Source organism: Onishia niordana (assembly GCF_004798965.1).
Lineage (GTDB): Bacteria > Pseudomonadota > Gammaproteobacteria > Pseudomonadales > Halomonadaceae > Onishia > Onishia niordana.
The window spans coordinates 241943-261957 of record NZ_SDSD01000004.1 but is presented as its reverse complement, the minus strand read 5'-3'; the positions used below and the strand labels follow the sequence as shown (position 1 = coordinate 261957).

The window sequence follows — 20015 nt, the reverse complement described above, 5'->3', positions numbered from 1 at the left end:
GTATCCTTGTCGTTCTATCCGAGTAAAAAGGCGTTCCGCATCGAGCCATTTGCAGGCGGCTCACCGGCGAGCGAGGCGATATGGTACACGGGAAACTGGAATGATTCCCATCTCCACGCGACAACTGATGGCCAATCGAGACCCGGCACCGACATCAGATAACACCAGCCAGCCCCGCTCGACTTCACTGGCGCATGGCGCCTGTTGAGGTAAGGCCGGACACAACAAGGCCCCGCCTCCTTGCGGAGCGCGGGGCCTTGACCATTCGGGGAAGCAAGCCGCGTTACGGCTTCATGTCCTCGAAGAACTTCTTCACGCCGTCGAAGAAGCTGGTCTTCTTCGGCGAGTGATGACTCTTGCTGCCTTCCAGGCTGTCCTGGAACTGACGCAACAAGTCCTTCTGCTCATCGCTGAGCTTGACCGGCGTTTCCAGTACGACCTTGCACAGCAGGTCGCCGGGAGGACCGCCGCGTACCGGCTTGACGCCCTTGCCGCGCATGCGGAAGAGTCTGCCGGTCTGGGTCTCGGCGGGAATCTTCAGCTTGACCCGGCCATTCAGCGTCGGCACCTCGAGTTCACCGCCCAGGGCGGCGTCAACGAAGTTGATCGGCACATCGCACTGCAGATCGCGACCCTCGCGACGGAAGATCTTGTGCGGCTTGATCGCCACCTGCACGTAGAGATCCCCGGGCGGGCCACCGTTAATGCCGGATTCGCCCTCGGCATTGAGGCGAATGCGATCGCCGGTATCGACGCCGGCCGGAATCTTCACCGAGAGGGTACGCGTCTCGCGTACGCGCCCTTCGCCATGACACTCGTGGCACGGCACCTTGATCTGCTGACCGCTGCCATGACAGGTCGGGCACGTCTGTTGCACGGCGAAGAAGCCCTGCTGCATGCGCACCTGGCCTTGGCCGGCGCAGGTCGGGCAGGTCTCCTTGGTGGAGCCGGGCTCGGCCCCGCCGCCGTCACAGCGGCCACACTCGACGTGGCGCGGTACGCGAATATCGACCGAGGTGCCGGCCACCGCGTCCTCAAGATCAAGCTCGAGGTTATAGCGCAGGTCGGAGCCACGCTGCGGGGCATTCGGATGGCGCCGACCACCGCCGCCACCGAAGATGTCACCGAAGACATCGCCGAAGATATCGCTGAAGCCACCAGCGCCGCCGCCGCCGAAGCCACCGCCGCCGGCTTGGCCATCGACACCGGCATGACCAAACTGGTCATAGGCTTCACGTTTCTCGGAATCGCTCAGGACCTCATAGGCCTCGGACACTTCCTGAAACTTCTGCTGTGCGGTCTCATCATCCGGATTGCGGTCCGGGTGAAACTTCTGGGCGAGGCGTCGATAGGCTTTCTTGACCTCTTTCTGGTCAGCCCCGCGCTCGATGCCCAGAACTTCATAGTAATCACGTTTGGACATGGGTCTGTCCGCCTCCGTAGCGACAGTGCGGAAACACCAACGCGGGAGTCAGGCTCCCGCGCTGGCGTCATCCGTCATTCAGATGTCGTGGTTTACTGCTTTTTCTGGTCGTCGTTGACTTCTTCGTACTCGGCGTCGACCACGTCATCTTCCTGCTTGGCACTCGCCTCGGCGCCAGCCTCAGCCTGTTCGCCTTCGGCCTGCTCGGCGTACATCTTCTGAGCAAGAGCACCGGAGGCTTCGGTCAGCGCATCCAGTTTGGCCTGGATGTCTTCCTGATCGTCGCCCTTGGACGCTTCTTCCAGCTCGGCGATGGCCGTTTCGATCTTCTGCTTCTCGTCGTCGCTGGCCTTGTCGCCGGCTTCTTCGATGGTCTTCTTGGCTGCGTGAACCATGCCGTCGGCCTGGTTGCGCAACTGGACCAGCTCCTCGAACTTCTTGTCTTCTTCGGCGTGAGACTCAGCGTCCTGAACCATCTGCTCGACTTCTTCGTCGGACAGGCCACTGGACGCCTTGATGACGATCGACTGTTCCTTGCCGGTGGCCTTGTCCTTGGCGGACACGTTGAGGATGCCGTTGGCGTCCAGGTCGAAGGCGACCTCGATCTGCGGCACGCCACGCGGCGCCGGCGGAATGTCGGCCAGGTCGAAGCGACCCAGCGACTTGTTACCGCTGGACTGCTTGCGCTCGCCCTGCTGGACGTGGATGGTCACGGCCGTCTGGTTGTCATCCGCGGTAGAGAAGGTTTGCGTCTTCTTGGTCGGGATGGTCGAGTTCTTCTCGATCAACGGCGTCATCACGCCACCCAGGGTTTCGATACCCAGCGTCAGCGGCGTCACGTCGAGCAGCAGCACGTCCTTGACGTCACCGCCCAGCACGCCGCCCTGGATGGCAGCACCCACGGCCACGGCTTCGTCCGGGTTGACGTCCTTGCGGGCATCCTTACCGAAGAATTCGGCGACCTGCTTCTGCACCATCGGCATGCGGGTCTGACCGCCCACCAGGATCACGTCGTCGATATCGGACGCGGACAGGCCAGCATCGGAAAGCGCGGTCTTGCAGGGGCCCATGGAGCGCTTGATCAGGTCCTCGACCAGCGACTCGAGCTTGGCACGGGTCACCTTGACGTTGAGGTGCTTGGGACCGGTGTTGTCAGCGGTGATGTAGGGCAGATTGACGTCAGTCTGCTGGGCGCTGGACAGCTCGATCTTGGCCTTCTCGGCAGCTTCCTTGAGGCGCTGCATGGCCAGCTTGTCGCCGGACAGGTCGATGCCGCTATCGGACTTGAACTGATCGACGAGATAGTTGATCAGCGTCATGTCGAAGTCTTCGCCGCCCAGGAAGGTGTCGCCGTTGGTGGCAAGCACTTCGAACTGGGTCTCGCCGTCGACGTCGGCCACTTCGATGATGGAGATATCGAAAGTACCGCCACCCAGGTCATAGACCGCGATGGTCTTGTCGCCGCGCGACTTGTCCATGCCGTAGGCCAGCGCCGCCGCGGTCGGCTCGTTGATGATGCGCTTGACCTCGAGGCCGGCGATGCGACCCGCGTCCTTGGTAGCCTGACGCTGAGAGTCGTTGAAGTAAGCCGGCACGGTGATGACCGCTTCGGTCACTTCTTCGCCAAGATATTCCTCGGCGGTCTTCTTCATCTTCATCAGGACTTCAGCGCTGACCTGCGGCGGTGCCAGCTTCTTGTCCTTGACCTGCACCCAGGCGTCGCCATTGTCGGCTTCGGTAATGGTGTAAGGCACCATCTTCACGTCCTTCTGGACGACATCGTCCTTGAAGCGACGGCCGATCAGGCGCTTGATGGCGTACAGGGTGTTTTCCGGGTTTGTGACCGCCTGGCGCTTGGCCGCCTGGCCCACCAGTGTCTCGCCGTCATCGGTGTAGGCGATGATGGACGGCGTGGTGCGGCCACCTTCGGCGTTCTCGATAACTTTGGCGCTGTCGCCGTCGAGAACGGCGACACAGGAGTTGGTTGTCCCCAGGTCAATACCGATGATGCGTCCCATAGGAAATCCTCGAAGTCGTTGCTTTGAATCGTTGCTCGCGGCGAATGCCGCGGGGTTGTCGTCTATGTGGGGGCCCCTGGCATCTTTTCAAGCCCTTTTTTAACGACGTTTTCCGAATTGCTGTCATGCACGGTTGATGGCGTGCATGAATGGCGCATCACTAATGGATGCGCCTGCCTGACCTCAGTTCGCGGCCTGGCTGACCACCACCATCGCCGGGCGCACCAGGCGACCATTGAGCAGATAGCCCTTCTGCATCACCTCGATGACGGAGTTGGGCTCGACATCGGGCGACGGCACCATGGTCAGCGCCTCGTGATACTGCGGGTCAAACGGCTCACCCTCCGGGTCGACGGCCTCCACACCGAACTTGGCAAGCACGTCCTGCTGCATCTTCAACGTCATCGACACGCCCTCGCGGTGCGTATCGCTGGCGCCATCTTCCATGGCTTCCAGCGCCTTCTCGAGGCTGTCGATCACCGGTAGCAGTTCCTTGACGAACTTTTCCAGCGCGAACTTGCGCGCCTTCTCCACGTCCTGCTCGGCGCGGCGGCGCACGTTCTGCGCTTCGGCGGCAGCACGCAGCTGCTGGTCCTTGGCTTCTTGCAGGCTCTCTTCGAGCTCTTCGACCTTCGCGGCCAACATATCGGCCTCGGCGTTCTCGTCAGCCTCGCTCTCGCGCTCGATGGTCTCGACAGTGTCGTGGACTTCTGTCTCGAGCGTGCTGCGATCGGACTCGTCTTCCTGTGATGGCGTCTGAGGTTCTTTAGCCATGAGCATCTCCTGACGTCGGAAGGCGGCTAACGGCCGCCCTGGCAGCTGAATGAGTCAACTTATGAGTGAACTCCCGCCTATATGGGGATGGTCACCGCGAACTCAAGGCATGGCGTAACGGCGTTTGCGTTGGCAATTGAAGCGGGGATTAGACTACTGTATAAACGAACAGACCATGATGCGAAACAGCGGGACATACCCTTCACGGGCGGGAGACAGCCATGCTGGTGCAGCTTGCCATTCAGGATTTTGCTATCGTCGATCGACTCGACCTGGAGCTTCGGGGCGGCATGACCGCCATCACCGGCGAGACTGGCGCCGGCAAGTCGATCCTACTCGGCGCCCTGGGGCTATGCCTCGGCGAACGTGCCGATACCGGCAGTGTCCGCCACGGGGCCGAACGCGCCGACCTGAGCGCGCGTTTCGATATTGCCGCTCTACCCGCCGCAAGCCACTGGCTTGAGTCCCGTGAACTTCCCGCCGATGACTGCCTGCTGCGTCGGGTGATCACCAGGAGCGGCCGCTCCAAGGCCTGGATCAACGGCCAACCGGCCACCATCGCCGATCTGAAGTCACTCGGCGAGCATCTGATAGAGATCCACGGCCAGCATGCCCATCAGGCGCTGTTGAACGAGGATACCCATCTGCGCCTACTCGACGACTTCGCCGGCCACCGCCCTGCCGTGACCCAGCTGGCCGAGACGTTCAAGGCCTGGCAAGCGAGCCGCCGGCAACTGAAGCGGCTCGCCGAGGATGGCGACGAGATTCAGGCCCGCCGCCAGTTGCTGCGCTATCAGGTCGAGGAACTCGATCAACTGGCATTGGCCGAGGGCGAGCTCGCCCAACTCGAGGACGAACAGGAGCGCCTTGCCCATGCCGAAGAACACCTCCGCGAGAGCCAGTTCGCCAGCGAATGCTGCGAGAACGACGAAGGCGGCGCCCTGACGCTGCTCAACCAGGCCATGAGCCATCTTTCGCCGCTACCCGGCAGCGAAAAGGGTGCCCTGGCCGAGGCGCTGGGCATGCTCGACAGCGCCCGCATTCAGATCGAAGAGGCAGCCCGTGAGCTGGCCCGCTTTGCCGATGCCACCGAGCTAGACCCCGAACGCCTGACACAGGTCGACAACCGCCTCGGCGAAGTGCACCGCATCGCTCGCAAGCACCACGTGATGCCCGAAGAAATAACCGCTTTGCACCAGCGCCTTCGCGAAGAGCTTGAGGGACTGGATGGCGGCGAGCACGATATCGAAGCGCTCACCGCCGAGGTCGAAGCACTGCGTGAGCAGTGGCGGGCAGAGGCCAAGGAGGTCAGCGAGGCACGCCACAAGGCGGCCAAACGCTTCGGCAAGGAAGTGCAGGCTCAGCTGGCTTTTCTGGCCATGGGCAAGGCGCGTTTCGAGGTCGCCATCGAGGAGCGCACCAATCCCGCACCTGATGGCCTCGACCGCGTGCAGTTCTTGATCAGCGCCAACCCGGGGCAGCCGTCGCGAGCGCTTGCCAAGGTCGCCTCCGGCGGCGAGCTATCACGCATCAGTCTGGCCATTCAGGTGGTGGCTGCCAGCCATTCGACGATTCCCACACTGGTCTTCGACGAGGTCGACGTGGGCATCTCCGGCGCTACCGCCGAGATCGTCGGTCAGCTACTCAAACGCCTGGGCACCAATGGCCAGGTGATGACAGTGACGCACCTGCCTCAGGTGGCCGCACAGGCACACCAGCATCTGCATATCGAAAAGCAGGCCAAACGCGATCACACCCAGACCCGCATGGCGCTTCTCGATGAAGGGGGCCGCATCAGCGAATTGGCGCGCATGCTCGGCGGCGTCAACCTTTCCGAGCGCACCCTGGCTCACGCACGGGAAATGCTCGACGCCAGCCAGCGACCGCACCATTAGCCGGCAACTCCTCCCGCCCCTAGGTCGGTGGCTATTAGCGCTCGCCTGGGGCGCTCGCCCATACTTCCAGCTTCGCTACCAGACACGACAACGCCGGCACATAGGCCGGCGTTGTCTTGAATACGGTCGTATCAGAGTGAGGGGCTACTTCTTGGTAACACCTTCCTGACGTGTTGCTTGTGAGCCCTTCGGGCGCACATAGAGCACCAGGGCGTGATCCACCAGCTCATAACCATGCTCATCGACGATTTCCTGCTGGCGGCGCTCGATCTGCTCGTCATAGAACTCGACGATTTCGCCACTTTCCAGGCAAACCATGTGGTCGTGATGCTCGTCATGGGATAGTTCGAAAACGGCGTGGCCACCATCGAAGTTATGGCGCACCACCAACCCCGCGGACTCAAATTGAGTCAGTACGCGATAGACGGTAGCAAGCCCTACATCCTCACCTGCATCCAGCAACGCCTTGTAGACGTCTTCGGCACTCAGGTGATGCTGATTAGAGGCATTCTCGAGGATCTGGAGTATCTTGACGCGCGGTAGCGTGACCTTGAGGCCCACTTTGCGCAGTTCATGGTTCTGGTCGGCCATGGTTGCTCTTCGCAGTAACGTGTAGGGTCGGGTATGATCGACCGAATCCACGATAGTGAAGAATAGGCGCAAATGCAAAAGTTGATGAAAATGCTCACCCTTTCTCTGTCCCTGACGCTGGTCACCGGGTGCAGCTATTTAAGCGTTTACAAGCGCGACCTGGTTCAGGGCAATCTGGTCACCGAAGAGGCCATAAGCCAGTTGCAAACCGGCATGAGTCGTAGCCAGGTCAAGGCGATCATGGGCACGCCGCTGCTCGAGGCACCATTCAGTGACGACGAGTGGGACTATCTGTTCCGCCTCGACAAGGCCTATGGCGGTATCGACAAGCGCCGCGTGACCTTGAGTTTCGAGAATAACCGCTTGGCTGACATGAGCATGAGCGGTGATTTCGATGAGGCACTGGATTTCACCGCTCAGCCGGGCATGGGACCCAGCAGCATGCCCGAGGACGACGCGGCGACGCTCCGCCCCGGGAACTCGCCCAGTGCCACCACGCCGATCGAATAGGATCGTTGTCAGCTTCGCGTCGTACATCACGCGCTGCACACGAATGACCGTGTGTCAGCGAGCGCGAAGAGCAGGGGATTTCGGCTATTGCCATGCGAATGCGCTTATCACACGCATCGCAACAGCCGATCTGGGCAACAAACGCCTTAGCGCGACTTCGCCGCCTTGGCCGCCCGCGCCGCCCTGGCGGCCTTGGGATCAATCTTCAGCGGCCGATACACTTCTACCCGATCACCCTCACGCAGGGTATGGTTCTCGGGGTCTCGCAGCGCCTTGCCGAAGATGCCCAGGTCCGCCTCGAGAAACGTCTCCACAGGCAGCTCGGGGAAGTACCGCGGGAGCTCGGCCAGGACCACCGCCTGGCGGGCGGTGGTCTCAGCCGGCACGTTAAGTTCGACGATTTTCTGGCGTGTCGGCAGTGCATACGCCACTTCCACCCGAATCGCCCCACCGCCCTCAGTAGCGTCCATCGCCGCCATAGAGCTCGTTCGCACGGCGCGAGAAGGAATCGACCAGCTGTCCGGCCACCTGCTGAAAGAGCTTGCCAAAAGCCATGCCTATCAAGCGGTTGGAGAACTCGAACTCCATCTCCAGGCTGACCTTGCAGGAATTTTCTCCCATCGGCGTGAACAGCCAGCGCCCGCGCAGGCGCCGGAACGGCCCCTGCACCAGCGACAGCTCGATACGGTCCGGGCTGTAAAGGTCGTTACGGGTGGTAAAGCTCTGCTCGACGCCGGCCTTGGCCAGCGTCAGCTCACCGATCAGATGCTCAGCATCAGACTCGATAAGGCGCGCCCGTCTACACCCCGGAAGGAATTCCGGGTAACGTTCGAAATCATTAACCAGGTCGAACATCGCCTGGGGGGAATGCCGCACCAAGGCGGACCGATTGACCGTTGGCATCTACCTCTCCGCTGACTTTACAGGGGCTTGGGCGTATCATGAGCGGTTAATTCGTCAGGCCTTGAATGGTATCACGCTTCCCCCCACCTACCATCCAACGCAGTGAAGCGAACACCGAGGCATATCGAGACAGAGGTTCCATGGCCAATAAGAAAGGCAAGGGCAAGGGCCCGAGCAGCAACGTCATCGCCCAGAACAAGAAGGCGCGCTTCGAGTACCACATCGATGAGACCTTCGAGGCAGGCCTGGCCCTGTCCGGCTGGGAAGTGAAAAGTCTGCGTGCGGGCAAGGCTCAGCTCACCGACACCTACATTCTGATCAAGAACGGCGAGGCTTGGCTGCTGGGCACACACATCACGCCACTCAACACCATCAGCACGCATGAACTTGCCGATCCGACACGGACCCGCAAGCTGCTCCTGCATCGCAAGGAAATCGCCAAGATCTTCTCGCGCACCCAGGACAAGGGCCACACCTGTGTTCCCCTCAAGCTCTACTGGAAGGACAGCCTGATCAAGTGCGAGCTCGCGCTGGTCACGGGCAAGAAGCAGCACGACAAACGTGCCACCGAGAAGGAGCGTGACTGGAATCGCCAGAAAGCGCGCATCATGCGTGACGCCAAGTAGGAAAGCTTGTTTTTGGCATGGCGACACCTTGAACTGGCGTAGCAATGGCCTCACCTGTTAAACTGAAGACGTTCCACGGGGGCGACATGGCTTCGACGCCGATGACAACCTCCTAGGTGCATGCCGAGAGCGTGATGTATCTCGTAAATCCAACATCACGACTAAATAGTCGCAAACGACGACAACTACGCTCAGGGCGCACTGGCAGCTTAAATAGCTGTTAGTTGTTAGCCTGGCCCAGAAGTTACGTGCCCATTCGTGACGGACGGGATAAGAGCCAAAGATAATGGGATCGCGGTTGGTAGCGTCTTCCTGCCAATCGTCAAACTTTAGAAGAATCGCGGTATTGGATCCTGCCCGTCGGAGCCAATCCCGCTAAATCAAATGACGGACCTAAGCATGTAGAGCCGAAGAGCGCGTGTCGGCGGACGCGGGTTCAATTCCCGCCGCCTCCACCATCATCAGAAAAAAGCCACCCAACCGGGTGGCTTTTTTCGTTTATGCGCCATCCTATTAGCCATCCCCTGAAGTGGTAGCTGGCGCCTGTTCTGCCCTGTAAGCAGGTGACAGCCGGCGGTCTCAAGTTCCAAGCGCAACGCTATTGAAGGGTGTTCGGACCGCCGACGGATTTCTTGAGCACCTCGGCGTAGACTTCCAGTGGGGTTCGCCAGTCCAGTGTCTGGCGAGGCCGTGTGTTCAGTGAGTCGGCGATCTCGTCGAGATCTTCCTGGCTGTAGACGGAGAGATCCGTGCCCTTGGGCAGATACTGCCGCAACAGCCCGTTGGTGTTCTCGTTCGAACCTCGCTGCCAGGGGCTATGCGGGTCAGCGAAGTAGATCGCCGTGCCGGCCTTCTGGGTGATCTCGGCATGTTTCACCATCTCTCTGCCTTGATCGTAGGTCATGGACAAGCGCAGCGATCGCGGCACCTCGTTTAGCTTGTCGCTGAAGCCAACGGCCGCTGCGGTGGCGGTGGTGCCATCCACTTTCGCCAGAATCACCAATCGCGTGGTGCGTTCCACCAGCGTACCGACGGCAGAGCGATTGATGGCGCCGATGATGAGATCGCCTTCCCAGTGGCCAGGCATCAAACGATCTTCGACCTCAGGCGGTCGCGCGTGGATGCTGATCAGATCGGGAATCTGGTTGCGCTGATCCGTACCACGACTTCGTAGCCGGCGTTTGCCGTTGCCTTGTCGCAGGCAGGCGATGAGTTCCTTTTTGAGGCTACCGCGGGGCATCACATAGAGCGCGTTGTAGATGGCCTCGTGCGAGACCTGTCGACGTGAATCGTTGGGAGACATGCGCTTCAGTGTGCGGGCTATCTGTTGCGGTGACCAGTAATTGCGCAGCAGATGGACCACGACTTCAAACAACTCCCCGTCGGGGTGCAGCTTGGGACGCCGACGGGGCCGATAGCGTGTCAGGCGAGCCCGGTAGCCTGCGAGGCTGGCATAGTAGCCATTGATGGAGTGGCGAGCGATTTCTCGCGACACGGTACTCGGTGCACGGCCCAGATGATGGGCGATAGCAGTGGTTCATGGCAACACCGTACCTGATGGGTCACGTGTTGCACTTGGTCATTGAGACCGCAGGGTGTGCTAATTTAAATACTGAGCTAGAAGAGCCGCTTTTCAATAGAAAGCAAGAAAATCAGGGATGAAATAATGAAAAATACTATTAAATCAGCAGTCTGCACAGTTCCTATATTGTTCAGCTCTATGGCACTGGCACAGCAGCACGCTACCGCGTTCACAGTAGAAGATGCAGAGGCTCAGGTCGAAGCTTTTGGTGAACTGTCCTCCTGCATGCCAAGTGAGGAAGATCGAAAGTTCCACGCAGTAAAGATTAAAGAAAATTCTAGTGATGACATGGATATTCTGGGCCAGCGTGGAGAACAGTTTGCTGTTGTTTGGCTTACAGATATGCTGTGTCTTGGAGGGTCAGGGACTACCGGCTGGGAACTTTCAGTAGTAGAAATCGGAGCCGCAGAAACACCCTTTGTCAATTACAGAATTCAATCTCCTGGCCTTATATTCCAGGGAATTAAAAGAGTCGCAGTGAGCGAGTTCGGTCGTCTGGTAATAAGCGGTACCACGTATGACCCTCGCGAAGGCAGCGGAAAGTGGGATTTTGTAGATAAAACCATGGAGTACTCAATCTATGACAGCGAGTGGGACAAAGGGTACGGCCATATTGTCTTGGACGGTGTTAAGGTGAATTTGAATTAACCCCCTGGCTGGAAAGTCACGGTATAGACTTGGAAATTATGCCGTTCATCAATTGGACAGGCTTTCGGAACCTTACCCTTGAGACGCCCGCTATCGACCTTTCACACGACACCGCAGAGCAAGTCGAACAATGAGCATTAGTCCCAGGCAGTTTGCCAAGCGCTCACGGCTTATAGTGAGTGTCGATGCTGATCTGGTGAGGCCATTGATCGGTTTCATAGCCACCGCAACTGGGCTGGGTTCGTCAGGCAGTCCGTCGAACGAGAGCTGGCACGATGCCAGTCTGATGATTTTGATGGCCCCTAAAAGGGCCGCCCGCAGTTGCTCCTGGTGTCTGATGATTTTCAGAGCAGTACGCGCACGCGCATGGTGGACAGAGTGGACGCAGTGGACGGCCATTGCAGCCTTGAAGGTTTTCCCCGGTCACTACGCGCGTAGGGCTCGCTGATGCTAAGAAATGCTAAGGTCGATGCCGGTTCGCACCCTGGTTTGCAGCAGTGCGCACCCGGTACGCACCATCGGTACGCAGCCGGCTGGATGTTGAGGAGTGTTGAGGTCGCCCGGCCATGATTGGCGCCAGCATGCTAACAAATGCTATCACCGGATCGGGCTGGCGCGGCCTGCCCGACCTGATAAAACCTGTAACCTGAGACGCCGAATGGCGGACCTGGATTCTTGGAAGAAGGCTTCGAGGAAGCAAAGCCCGAGGTTAGTAAAATATTGCGTAGGAACTACCGTGCTCGATAGTCAGTAGGATAACCTCTCACTCCACAACTGACTCTAAAGGCTCGATGACCACTGCGGTCCCGCTGGCAACCAAGAACAGCATCGACTTGCCTCCACCCGAGAACTCACTGTAATCCAGATCCACCGCGATCACGGCATTGCCGCCAATGGCCACAGCTTCCTTCCGCAATTCATTAAGGCACGTGACACGGGCATCACGAAGCACTTTCTGTGAAGACTTGTTTCGCCCCCCGAAGAAATCAGACATTCCAGCGAACAAGTCACGGAATATGTTCATACCGAACACACACTCCGCTGTCACGATGTCGATCGTCTTGGTAACGCGCTGGTTCTCGATCGACTGCGCAGTAGTCACTGTGAGGTCTAACGTTGCTTGTTCCGCCTCCTGGCGGGCCTCACTTTCATCGGGCTTGTTTCGTTTCGCGAGTATCTCTTGATTTCTTTTCTCCATGCAGTCGGTGCATCGAGTGTCCAAGAAATGGACTTTGGTCCCGCAAATGTCGCATTTAGCCATATCCCTCTCCCTGCGTATGCGCTCAATAGTTGCCAGCGCAGGATATAGCAGGTTGTGGTACGGCGGGAAGGTAACTGCACCGTCGGGGGTCGTGTCTGCCTTTCCTTCGACGAGAGCGGGGTGACGCGATAGCCGGGACTTTCTGGCGAACCGTGCGGAACGCGGGCGGTAGGCGTCACACTCTCAGGGTTGCCGCAGCGCCGAAGGGCTGGGCGATGCCAGGATCATTGCACCGAGGCACCAGCAGGGTAGGAAACCGATCGCGCCCTAGCGCCCTGCTAACTCAGAAAACGTCAGTTCGGTATCACCACATCGGCCTGGCCACTGGCTGGGCAACGGGGCGACGAATGCAACGGCGTTGCCACCTGGACGCGGTACGGACAAACCGGACAGGCCGGACGACCACCGTCAGGCATTAGTGGTCGAGCAACGGCTGGCGCTGCTGGCAGCCAGGTGGAGAAAAATAGGGATTGGCAGGGGGCTCAGAAACGAGGGCAGAAACGCCTCCAAGGGGGCATATTTGGGGGCACAATAGAAGCCTAAAATCATTAATAACCACAAATATCATAATCATGCCGAAACTTTTATTTGGACGCCGCCTCCACCATCATCAGAAAAAAGCCACCCAACCGGGTGGCTTTTTTCGTTTCCGCGGGCCCTCAATCCAGAACGGTGTCGGCACTCTTCACAATCCCGGGCTCAACTCCGCCGCTCTCACCATCACCCGAGAGAAGCTACCCAGCCAAGTGGCTTTTTCGTTTCCGCGGGCCCTCAATCCAGAACGGTGTCGGCACGCTTCACGCCCTCGGGCTTAACTCCGTTCATGCGTCACCATGACGCGATAACGGCTCGCTCACGACAACCGATACTTGCCCCCGGACGCTAGCAGTGGAACCATCAGCGTTTACCCCGCTCTCACTTGCGTCTACACCACGCCGAGGAGGTTCGATGTTTGCGTTGATGCGCTATCTGCCGCTGGCCATGCTGCTGGCAACGACTACCCTGACGCCATCACTGGCAGAGGAAACGACTGATCGACCCGTCTTTGGATGGGTAGAAAAGGCACACATCGAGCCCTGGGGCGTTGAAGTGAAGGCCAAGCTCGACAGCGGCGCCCTGACTTCGTCGCTGGATGCCCGCGACATAGAGCGCTTCGAGAAAGACGGCGAAGACTGGGTCCGCTTCCGGCTCGAGCTCGAAGATGAAGAAACCGGCGAGACCTTCGAAAAAGCCCTCGAACGGCCGGTGAACCGCAATCTGCTACTGCGCGGCGCCGGCGGCACCTCGCGCCGTCCGACCGTCATCATGACCATCTGCCTGGGCGATACCCGCTATGAGGAAGACTTTAGCCTGCGTAATCGCAGCAAGATGAACTATCCGCTACTGCTGGGTCGTCGCACTATCAGCCATCTGGGCGTGCTGGATGTCGACAAGACCTTCCTCAGCGATCCTGGTTGCGACGAGGATTCCAAGACGGTGCCCTACGCCGACGAGAAATAGCGAACCTGGCAGGCATGAAAAGACCACCCGCGAGCCGGTGGTCGAAGGTACTGCTCAAGGTACTGCTTGCTTGCCAAAAACGGCTTCTCAAAACGGCTGGGGGAAACCTCTTGTGGTCGACATTGACCAAGAGGCCGAGCACCGGGCGCCAAGCAGACGCCCGGTGCTTGAATATTCAGCTGGCCAGCAGGGTCTCTCGCGACCTACGGCGCATCGCGCTGGCCTTGGCCATACGCCATTCCAGGTCATCTGCCCGGCACTTGATGCTATGGCATCGTGCGCAGACCACGATATCCCTCTCTTCATCGCGGGTGGGAATTCGAAAGTGCTGGGCACCGCAGATCGAACATTCCAGCTCTAGCCGAACCTCCAACATACCGCTTATCTCCTGATTACCGGTCGGGCGCATCCTGCGCCTGCAACTTCTGGTAGTATATAGCGCACTATCTAACACACGGTGTACAAGCTCTGTATAACTCGGGTTTGTCGTGCGAGAATAGGCCATTAAGCGCGCCGATTCAGCGGCTGTTATAGCGAAACAACATGACCCTGGCATGACAGACAAGAACTTGTGGCGTCAATCGTCGCATGCTGTGATGCCTGACAACGCGCCGATGCGCGCCCTACTCCCCATCATCCACACCATTACATGGAGGCATGTGTGCTGACATTGCGATCGCTACCCTTGATGGCCTGGCTGCTGACAGCATTGATGCTGTTCAGCGTTCAGGCCCAGGCTCAGGAGAGCCCACCCGCCGACGCGCCGGCCTATTCCACCCTGGCCGACCTGCTCGAGAACGATGCAACTCGCACCCAGCTGATCGAACAGCTGCGCGGCATGACCGATGATGCCAAGGCAGCCGCCTCCTCTAGTACAGAGGCCGCTGCAGACCAGGCCCCCAGCGGTCAAGAGGCCAACGCTGCCTCTTTGCCGCGCCAACTGGCCGAACTGACCAGCACCATTGCCAGTGAAATCGGCAGTCAGCTTGAAGGGCTCGCCACGGCTGTCAGCGGCATCGTCCAGGGGGTGGGCACTGGCCAGGCGTTCGACAGGGAGGCCTTCACCTCGGCGGCATTAAATCTGGGGCTGGTGATCATCGCCACCTTCGTGCTGTTCGTCGCCTTCCGGCACCTGGCGCGGCCGGCCTTCACGGCCACCAGCCGCTGGTCGCAACAGGGCAGCGGCATGACGCCGGTGATTCGCCTGTTAGTGGCCGTGGCAATCGCCGCCGTCGTTGATGTGCTGGTGATCTCGCTTTCGTACGTGGGCGGCAACCTTATCGCCACCTTCGCCATCGGCGAGAGCGGCGCGCTCTCGACACGGGCCTCACTGTTCCTCAACGCCTTTTTGGTGATTGAGCTGCTCAAGGCCGCCGTGCGCATGCTGTTTGCCTCCCGCTATAAAGGCTTGCGCCTGCTGCCTATCTCGGCCGAAGAAGCCAGCTACTGGAACCGCTGGATGGCCCGTTTGATCGGTCTGATTGGCTATGGCCTGATGGTCGCCGTACCACTGCTTAATTACTACCTATCACCGGCACTCGGCCAGGGCATGGGTACGCTGATCATGTTGGGTGCCTTTGTCTATGCGGTAGCCGTGGTACTCAAGAACCGCCAGCGCCTGCGTGATGGCATCAATGCCAAGGCCGCCAAGGCCACGATGAGCGCCACACGCGTCTCCCTGAAGCTGTTCGCACGCGTCTGGCACCTGCTGGCGATCGCCTACTTCCTGATGGTGCTGGTGTTGACCTTCACCCGCCCCGAAGATGCGCTGCCCTTCGTGTTGATGGCCACGCTGCAGACGCTCGCCGTGGTCGGTGCCGGCATGTTGCTCTCAAGCCTGCTGACGCAGACCATCGGCAAGCGGATTCGCCTGCCGGATGACCTCAAGCGCAAGCTGCCGTTGCTCGAGACACGCCTGAATGCCTATGTCCCCAATCTGCTGCGGGTCATCCGTGCACTGATCCTGATCACCGTAGTGATGATCACCGCCGGTGCCTGGGGCATCTTTGATCTCGCCAGCTGGTATGCCACCGACATGGGGCGTGGCCTCGTCGCCAAGGTCATCAGTGTGCTGGTCATTGTGACCGTGTCCATGGCCCTCTGGGTAGGTCTAGCCAGTCTGATCGAGCACCGCCTCAACCCGGAGACCGGCGGCGGCGAGCCCACTGCCCGCGCCCAGACGCTGCTGAGCCTGTTCCGTAACGCATTGGCCATCACCATCATCGCCATGACGCTGATGATCGTGCTGTCCGAGATTGGCATTAACATCGGTCCGCTGATCGCGGGTGCCGGGGTGCTGGGTCTGGCCATCGGTTTCGGTGCCCAGAAGCTGGTGCAGGACATCATTACCGGGGTATTCATCCAGGTCGAGAACGCCATGAACACCGGCGATGTGGTTACCGTCGGCGGCGTCACTGGCGTGGCAGAGCGCCTGAGCATCCGCTCGGTAGGCATCCGTGACCTGTCCGGTACCTACCACATCGTGCCCTTCTCAAGTGTCGATACCGTGTCGAACTACATGCGCGAGTTCGCCTACCACGTTGGTGAGTACGGCATCGCCTACCGCGAGAGCATCGATGAAGCAATCGAGTGCCTGCAGGAGGCCTTCGAGGAACTCTCATCCAGCGACGAGCATAAGCAGAACCTGCTCGCACCGCTGGAGGTCGCCGGTGTCATCGCCCTGGCTGACAGCTCGGTGAACATCCGCGTACGCCTGAAGACCACGCCGGGCACCCAGTGGGCCACTGGCCGTGCCTACAACCGCCTGGTCAAGATGCACTTCGACGCCGCGGGCATCGAGATTCCCTTCCCGCACACCACGCTCTACTTCGGCGAAGACAAGGACGGCTCGGCGCCGGCCGGCAACGTTCGCGTCCTCGAGGGGCGTGCCAAGCAAAGAGCCAGCACGAACACCGACGACGACGCCGACGCTCAGGAGGAACCGCTTAAAAGCGACGAGCGCTCGATTCCTCCCGCCGACTACGATGGTACAGGCGACGAGAACTGATCCAGGTTCACACCCTAAAGGATCAATGCAGGGCCGCCTTCGGGCGGCCCTTTTTTGTCCAGCACAAGTTTTACAGCACAGACGAAGGCGCCAAGCCCCTGATCTTTATCTGCCTGTTTCAGAAAGCTCCATTCATTCCCCGGCCCCTCCGGCATAGCTGCCCACCTACATCCTCGCCGCCACCCCAGAACGAATTCAGGACTCGACTGAGCGCTACGCTATGTTGGACTGCTTCGATGGATCCTCCTCGATGGACTCTGCCCTGGCCGCTGGCACGCACCATTAGCGCCTCGCTCGCAGCGCCCATTGCCCATATGGGGCACAGGCCACCCTTCATCACCGCCTTGAACAGCGCTCCATAAAAAAGGGCGCCACAAGGGCGCCCGGAAGAGCAAAAAAAGAGCGGGGTTCAGCGATTGACTTCGCTTGGCTGAGGCAGAGCGGGCAATGAGCGATCAAGCAGCTCGACACTCTGGCGATAGTAGAGCTGGCTCTTGTTGTGCTCGCCAAGGTTGGCGAAGAGCCGGGCGAGTTCTGCACAAACCACGCCGCTTGGACGCTGACGCTGGCTGGACTCGAAGTATTCCTGCGCCTTGCCCCAGTAGGCATTGCGCAGCGACAGACGGCCCAGGGTCAGCAACAGATCGGGATCGTTGGGACGCTCCTGGAGCCACTTCTCGGCATAGACCAGCTGACGCGAGGAATCGACATTCAAAAGCCCATAGCGGGTCACCAGGCGCGAGTCCCAGTTATCCTTCAGCGAGTGACGCAACAGGCGCTCGGCCAGTGCCTCTTCGCCGCCGCGCACCAGCGCCTCGGTATACAGCACCACAAGCTCGATATTGCTGCGCAGATGATCAGGCATGTCAGCCCACAGATTGCGCACCCGCTCGATATCGTCGGGGTTGTGCGAGGCCTGCAGGATGAGTTCGCGATAAGCGCGCTGTTCCAATTCCTTGCGCTCGTCATCGGCGATCAGCTGGTGTCTGGCGAGGCGTGGCATCAGCCGGCGCAGGCCATCCCAGTCGCTGACACTCAGATAGGCCTGCTTGAGCAGCTTGAGGATCTGCGGGTGATCAGGCAGCTGCTTGTCGAGGCGAGTCAGTGTCGCCAGTGCTTCTTCGAAGTGCTGGCGATCGAGCATCAGCTGGGCCTGCACCATGCCTACCGCGGTATCCGCTCCCTCAGTGGACATGTGAGCACGCTTGAGCAGGGTGTCGGCCTGTTCATAGCGCCCCTGGTAGTGAGCCGCCAAGGCCGCTGACAGGTAGTTGACCAGCGGCGTGCTGGAGTCATCGGCCGCCTTGACCAATGACTTCTCGGCGCGCTTCCAGCGCCCCTCGGCCAGGGCCACCAAGCCACGCACCGTGCGGCGCATGGCATTACGGTTACGGTTGCGGGTACTCCACAGCTTGAGGCGGCTCACCGGGCGATGCATGCGCATCAGCAATCGCAGCGCGAAGTGCAGCACCAGGAAGGCACCCAGCAACAGCACGATACCGAACCAGAAGGAGGTCTGTACCGAGGTGTCGCCAACCCGTATCAGCCAGTAGCCGGGCAGCGACTGCATCAGCTGGCCGAACAGGGCGCCAACGGCGAGCCCCAGGACGATCAGCAGGATCAGCTTTCTCATGCATCACCTCCCTGGGCGCGGGCCTCGAAACGCGTCTGGATGAAATGCGCCATGGCCTGCTGGGAACCACTGATGTCCGGAAGTTCAGGGCGGATGGTCTTGCCACGCATATCCGTGAGCCGCGAGATGGAAGACTCGACGCTCTCACGCTCGGTGTCGTAGTAGCCTTCGATCATGGAAATGGCCTTGTCGAGGCTGGCCCGGTAAAGCTCGGGCTCTTCCTTGAGCAACGCCAACTGGGCTTGCTCAAGCACCAGCCTGACGTTCTGGCGCAGGTAGGACTCCTGCTCTGGCGTCATCAAGGCTTCCAGGGCCTGATCGTGGCGGCGCACGGTCACCAGATCCTTGAGCTCACTGCCAAAACGGGTCAACTGCTGCTGCCAATCACCGCTGGGCGGGGTCTCGATAGTGCCTTCGACAGGGGCCTCGGCCACATCCTGCTTGAGCGGCAGGCTAGCCAGCTGCTCCTGCTGAGCGTTCAGCGACAGGTAGAGACCCGTACGGTCGATGTCCGGCACAGCATCCAGCTTGGCAAGCTCATCGGCGATGGCTCGGCGCACTGGCAACAGCGCCGGATTGCCGGTCTCCTTCAGGCGCTTGTCGGCCGTCTCGAGCAGCGCCATGGCCCCACCCACGTCGCGCTCGAGCTGTAGGCGCTGGTTGGCCAAGCGCAGTAGATACGCGGCCTCAGCATGCAGCCATTCGCGCTCGTCCGTCTGCTGTTGGCTGTTGAGCTCGTCCAGCACGCGGTCCAGCGTGTCATCGACTTCGCTACGGTAGTCGGCAAATTCACCCTCGACGCTTGCCACGGCCTCATCCAGCGCCGCGGCGCGAGACTGCTCGGTCTCCTGTAGGCGGGTCTCCAGGGCGCTCACGGCTTCACGATTGGACTCGACCTGCGCCAGGCGCTGCTGCTGTTGCTCGACGCGCTGCCAACCGAACCAGCCAGCGACCACCATGCCGATGGCCAGCAGAATCACCAGGATCAGCGCGACGATGCCAACGGTCTGGCGACCGCCACCGTTTCCGCCCGAGGCCTTGTGGGCGCCACCGCCTCTGCCAGCCGAGCCACCAGAGGGGGAAGATGGCTGAGAGGGTGACGGCTTGGAAGAGGTTGCCTTGGCGCTCGAAGCGCCCGACGATGACTCGGCCGCGCTCTTGCCACCAGCGCTCTGATTTGAAGAGCTCTGATTTGAAGAGCCCTGATTTGCAGAACCCTGGTTTGAAGAGCCTTGAGCCGCTCCACCCTGGGCACCAGCGCTTTGGGTGTTGGCGCTCTTGCCACTAGAGGCCTTGCTATCAGCATTCTGACGATTGCCGCCCGAAGCCGTGGTCTCGGTGTTTTTAGCGGCAACCGGCTGCTCGGCACTTCCCTGCGACGAGGCATCATCGCGCGAGGCATTGTCTTGGTTGTTGTTCGATGTCCGCCCCTTGCCACCACGGCGTCCCCGAGGACGGCCGCGGGTGCTGGCCTTGTTCGTCTCGCCAGCGCTTGAAGCACTCGAGGTGCTGGCGCCCGAGGCGTCGCCGGTCGACGACTCGGCCCCCGACGATGAGGTGTCATTCTGAGCAGCGGCGGCCGAGGCGGAAGTGCCCGGCGCCTGCTGCGGTTCGTCCTGATCGTGTGATTGATTGCTCATCTGT

General features: G+C 60.2%; 16 protein-coding genes, 1 other RNA gene and 1 pseudogene. 7 read left to right on the top strand and 11 right to left on the bottom strand.

Features of this window, described 5'->3' with window-relative positions; translation table 11 throughout:
* Window positions 1-283: 283 nt before the first annotated feature.
* The 3 genes from dnaJ to grpE form a co-directional block, all read right to left on the bottom strand.
* Window positions 284-1423, bottom strand: coding sequence for a molecular chaperone DnaJ (dnaJ, locus tag ETC27_RS10145; RefSeq protein WP_136254870.1), 1140 nt, complete (start codon window positions 1421-1423; stop codon window positions 284-286).
* Between the two features lie 92 nt (window positions 1424-1515).
* Complete coding sequence (gene dnaK / locus ETC27_RS10140) at window positions 1516-3441, bottom strand: molecular chaperone DnaK (protein WP_136254869.1); 1926 nt, start codon at window positions 3439-3441, stop codon at window positions 1516-1518.
* 183 nt (window positions 3442-3624) lie between these two features.
* On the bottom strand, window positions 3625-4215 hold the full coding sequence (gene grpE / locus ETC27_RS10135) for a nucleotide exchange factor GrpE (protein ID WP_136254868.1): 591 nt from the start codon (window positions 4213-4215) through the stop codon (window positions 3625-3627).
* A gap of 221 nt (window positions 4216-4436) precedes the next feature.
* Between grpE and recN the strand changes: the two genes are divergently transcribed.
* On the top strand, window positions 4437-6110 hold the full coding sequence (gene recN, locus ETC27_RS10130; RefSeq protein ID WP_136254867.1) for a DNA repair protein RecN: 1674 nt from the start codon (window positions 4437-4439) through the stop codon (window positions 6108-6110).
* A gap of 144 nt (window positions 6111-6254) precedes the next feature.
* On the opposite strand, the gene fur is transcribed toward recN, so the two are convergent.
* Complete coding sequence (gene fur / locus ETC27_RS10125; protein ID WP_136254866.1) at window positions 6255-6701, bottom strand: ferric iron uptake transcriptional regulator; 447 nt, start codon at window positions 6699-6701, stop codon at window positions 6255-6257.
* Between the two features lie 72 nt (window positions 6702-6773).
* On the opposite strand from fur, the gene ETC27_RS10120 reads away from it, so the two are divergent.
* Entirely contained in the window at window positions 6774-7211 is a 438-nt protein-coding gene (locus ETC27_RS10120; protein ID WP_136254865.1) for an outer membrane protein assembly factor BamE, read from the top strand.
* A gap of 146 nt (window positions 7212-7357) precedes the next feature.
* On the opposite strand, the gene ETC27_RS10115 is transcribed toward ETC27_RS10120, so the two are convergent.
* Both ETC27_RS10115 and ETC27_RS10110 read right to left on the bottom strand, forming a co-directional pair.
* Window positions 7358-7681 carry an RnfH family protein gene (locus ETC27_RS10115; protein ID WP_136254864.1) on the bottom strand — a complete coding sequence of 108 codons (324 nt, stop codon included), beginning with the start codon at window positions 7679-7681 and terminating at the stop codon, window positions 7358-7360.
* Complete coding sequence (locus ETC27_RS10110) at window positions 7668-8114, bottom strand: type II toxin-antitoxin system RatA family toxin (protein WP_136254863.1); 447 nt, start codon at window positions 8112-8114, stop codon at window positions 7668-7670. The genes ETC27_RS10115 and ETC27_RS10110 overlap by 14 nt, the downstream gene beginning before the upstream one ends.
* A 140-nt stretch (window positions 8115-8254) precedes the next feature.
* Between ETC27_RS10110 and smpB the strand changes: the two genes are divergently transcribed.
* Both smpB and ssrA read left to right on the top strand, forming a co-directional pair.
* Window positions 8255-8740, top strand: a complete 486-nt coding sequence (gene smpB / locus ETC27_RS10105; protein WP_136254862.1) for an SsrA-binding protein SmpB — start codon at window positions 8255-8257, stop codon at window positions 8738-8740.
* A 77-nt stretch (window positions 8741-8817) separates the two neighbouring features.
* Window positions 8818-9198, top strand: a transfer-messenger RNA (tmRNA) gene (gene ssrA, locus ETC27_RS10100).
* A 140-nt stretch (window positions 9199-9338) separates the two neighbouring features.
* Here ssrA and ETC27_RS10095 read toward each other — a convergent pair.
* Window positions 9339-10271: pseudogene (locus ETC27_RS10095) on the bottom strand (IS30 family transposase); the annotation flags it as partial.
* Window positions 10272-10406: 135 nt separating this feature from the next.
* On the opposite strand from ETC27_RS10095, the gene ETC27_RS10090 reads away from it, so the two are divergent.
* Complete coding sequence (locus tag ETC27_RS10090) at window positions 10407-10970, top strand: hypothetical protein (protein ID WP_136254860.1); 564 nt, start codon at window positions 10407-10409, stop codon at window positions 10968-10970.
* A 763-nt stretch (window positions 10971-11733) separates the two neighbouring features.
* Here the strand turns inward: ETC27_RS10090 and ETC27_RS10085 are convergent.
* On the bottom strand, window positions 11734-12231 hold the full coding sequence (locus ETC27_RS10085) for a YbjQ family protein (RefSeq protein WP_136254859.1): 498 nt from the start codon (window positions 12229-12231) through the stop codon (window positions 11734-11736).
* A gap of 948 nt (window positions 12232-13179) precedes the next feature.
* Here ETC27_RS10085 and rloA3 point away from each other — a divergent pair.
* Window positions 13180-13731, top strand: coding sequence for a retropepsin-like aspartic peptidase RloA3 (rloA3, locus tag ETC27_RS10080; RefSeq protein WP_240724873.1), 552 nt, complete (start codon window positions 13180-13182; stop codon window positions 13729-13731).
* Window positions 13732-13906: 175 nt separating this feature from the next.
* Here the strand turns inward: rloA3 and ETC27_RS10075 are convergent, their stop codons facing one another.
* Entirely contained in the window at window positions 13907-14107 is a 201-nt protein-coding gene (locus tag ETC27_RS10075) for a hypothetical protein (protein ID WP_136254858.1), read from the bottom strand.
* A 285-nt stretch (window positions 14108-14392) separates the two neighbouring features.
* Here ETC27_RS10075 and ybiO point away from each other — a divergent pair, with 285 nt between their 5' ends.
* Complete coding sequence (gene ybiO / locus ETC27_RS10070; RefSeq protein WP_240724872.1) at window positions 14393-16738, top strand: mechanosensitive channel protein; 2346 nt, start codon at window positions 14393-14395, stop codon at window positions 16736-16738.
* A gap of 409 nt (window positions 16739-17147) precedes the next feature.
* On the opposite strand, the gene ETC27_RS10065 is transcribed toward ybiO, so the two are convergent.
* Together ETC27_RS10065 and ETC27_RS10060 are read right to left on the bottom strand one after the other, a co-directional pair.
* Window positions 17148-18371, bottom strand: a complete 1224-nt coding sequence (locus tag ETC27_RS10065) for a heme biosynthesis HemY N-terminal domain-containing protein (protein WP_136254856.1) — start codon at window positions 18369-18371, stop codon at window positions 17148-17150.
* Window positions 18368-20011 (bottom strand): uroporphyrinogen-III C-methyltransferase, encoded by a 1644-nt coding sequence (locus ETC27_RS10060; protein ID WP_136254855.1) that lies wholly within the window; start codon window positions 20009-20011, stop codon window positions 18368-18370. Before ETC27_RS10060 ends, ETC27_RS10065 begins: the two co-directional genes overlap by 4 nt.
* Window positions 20012-20015: the final 4 nt, after the last annotated feature.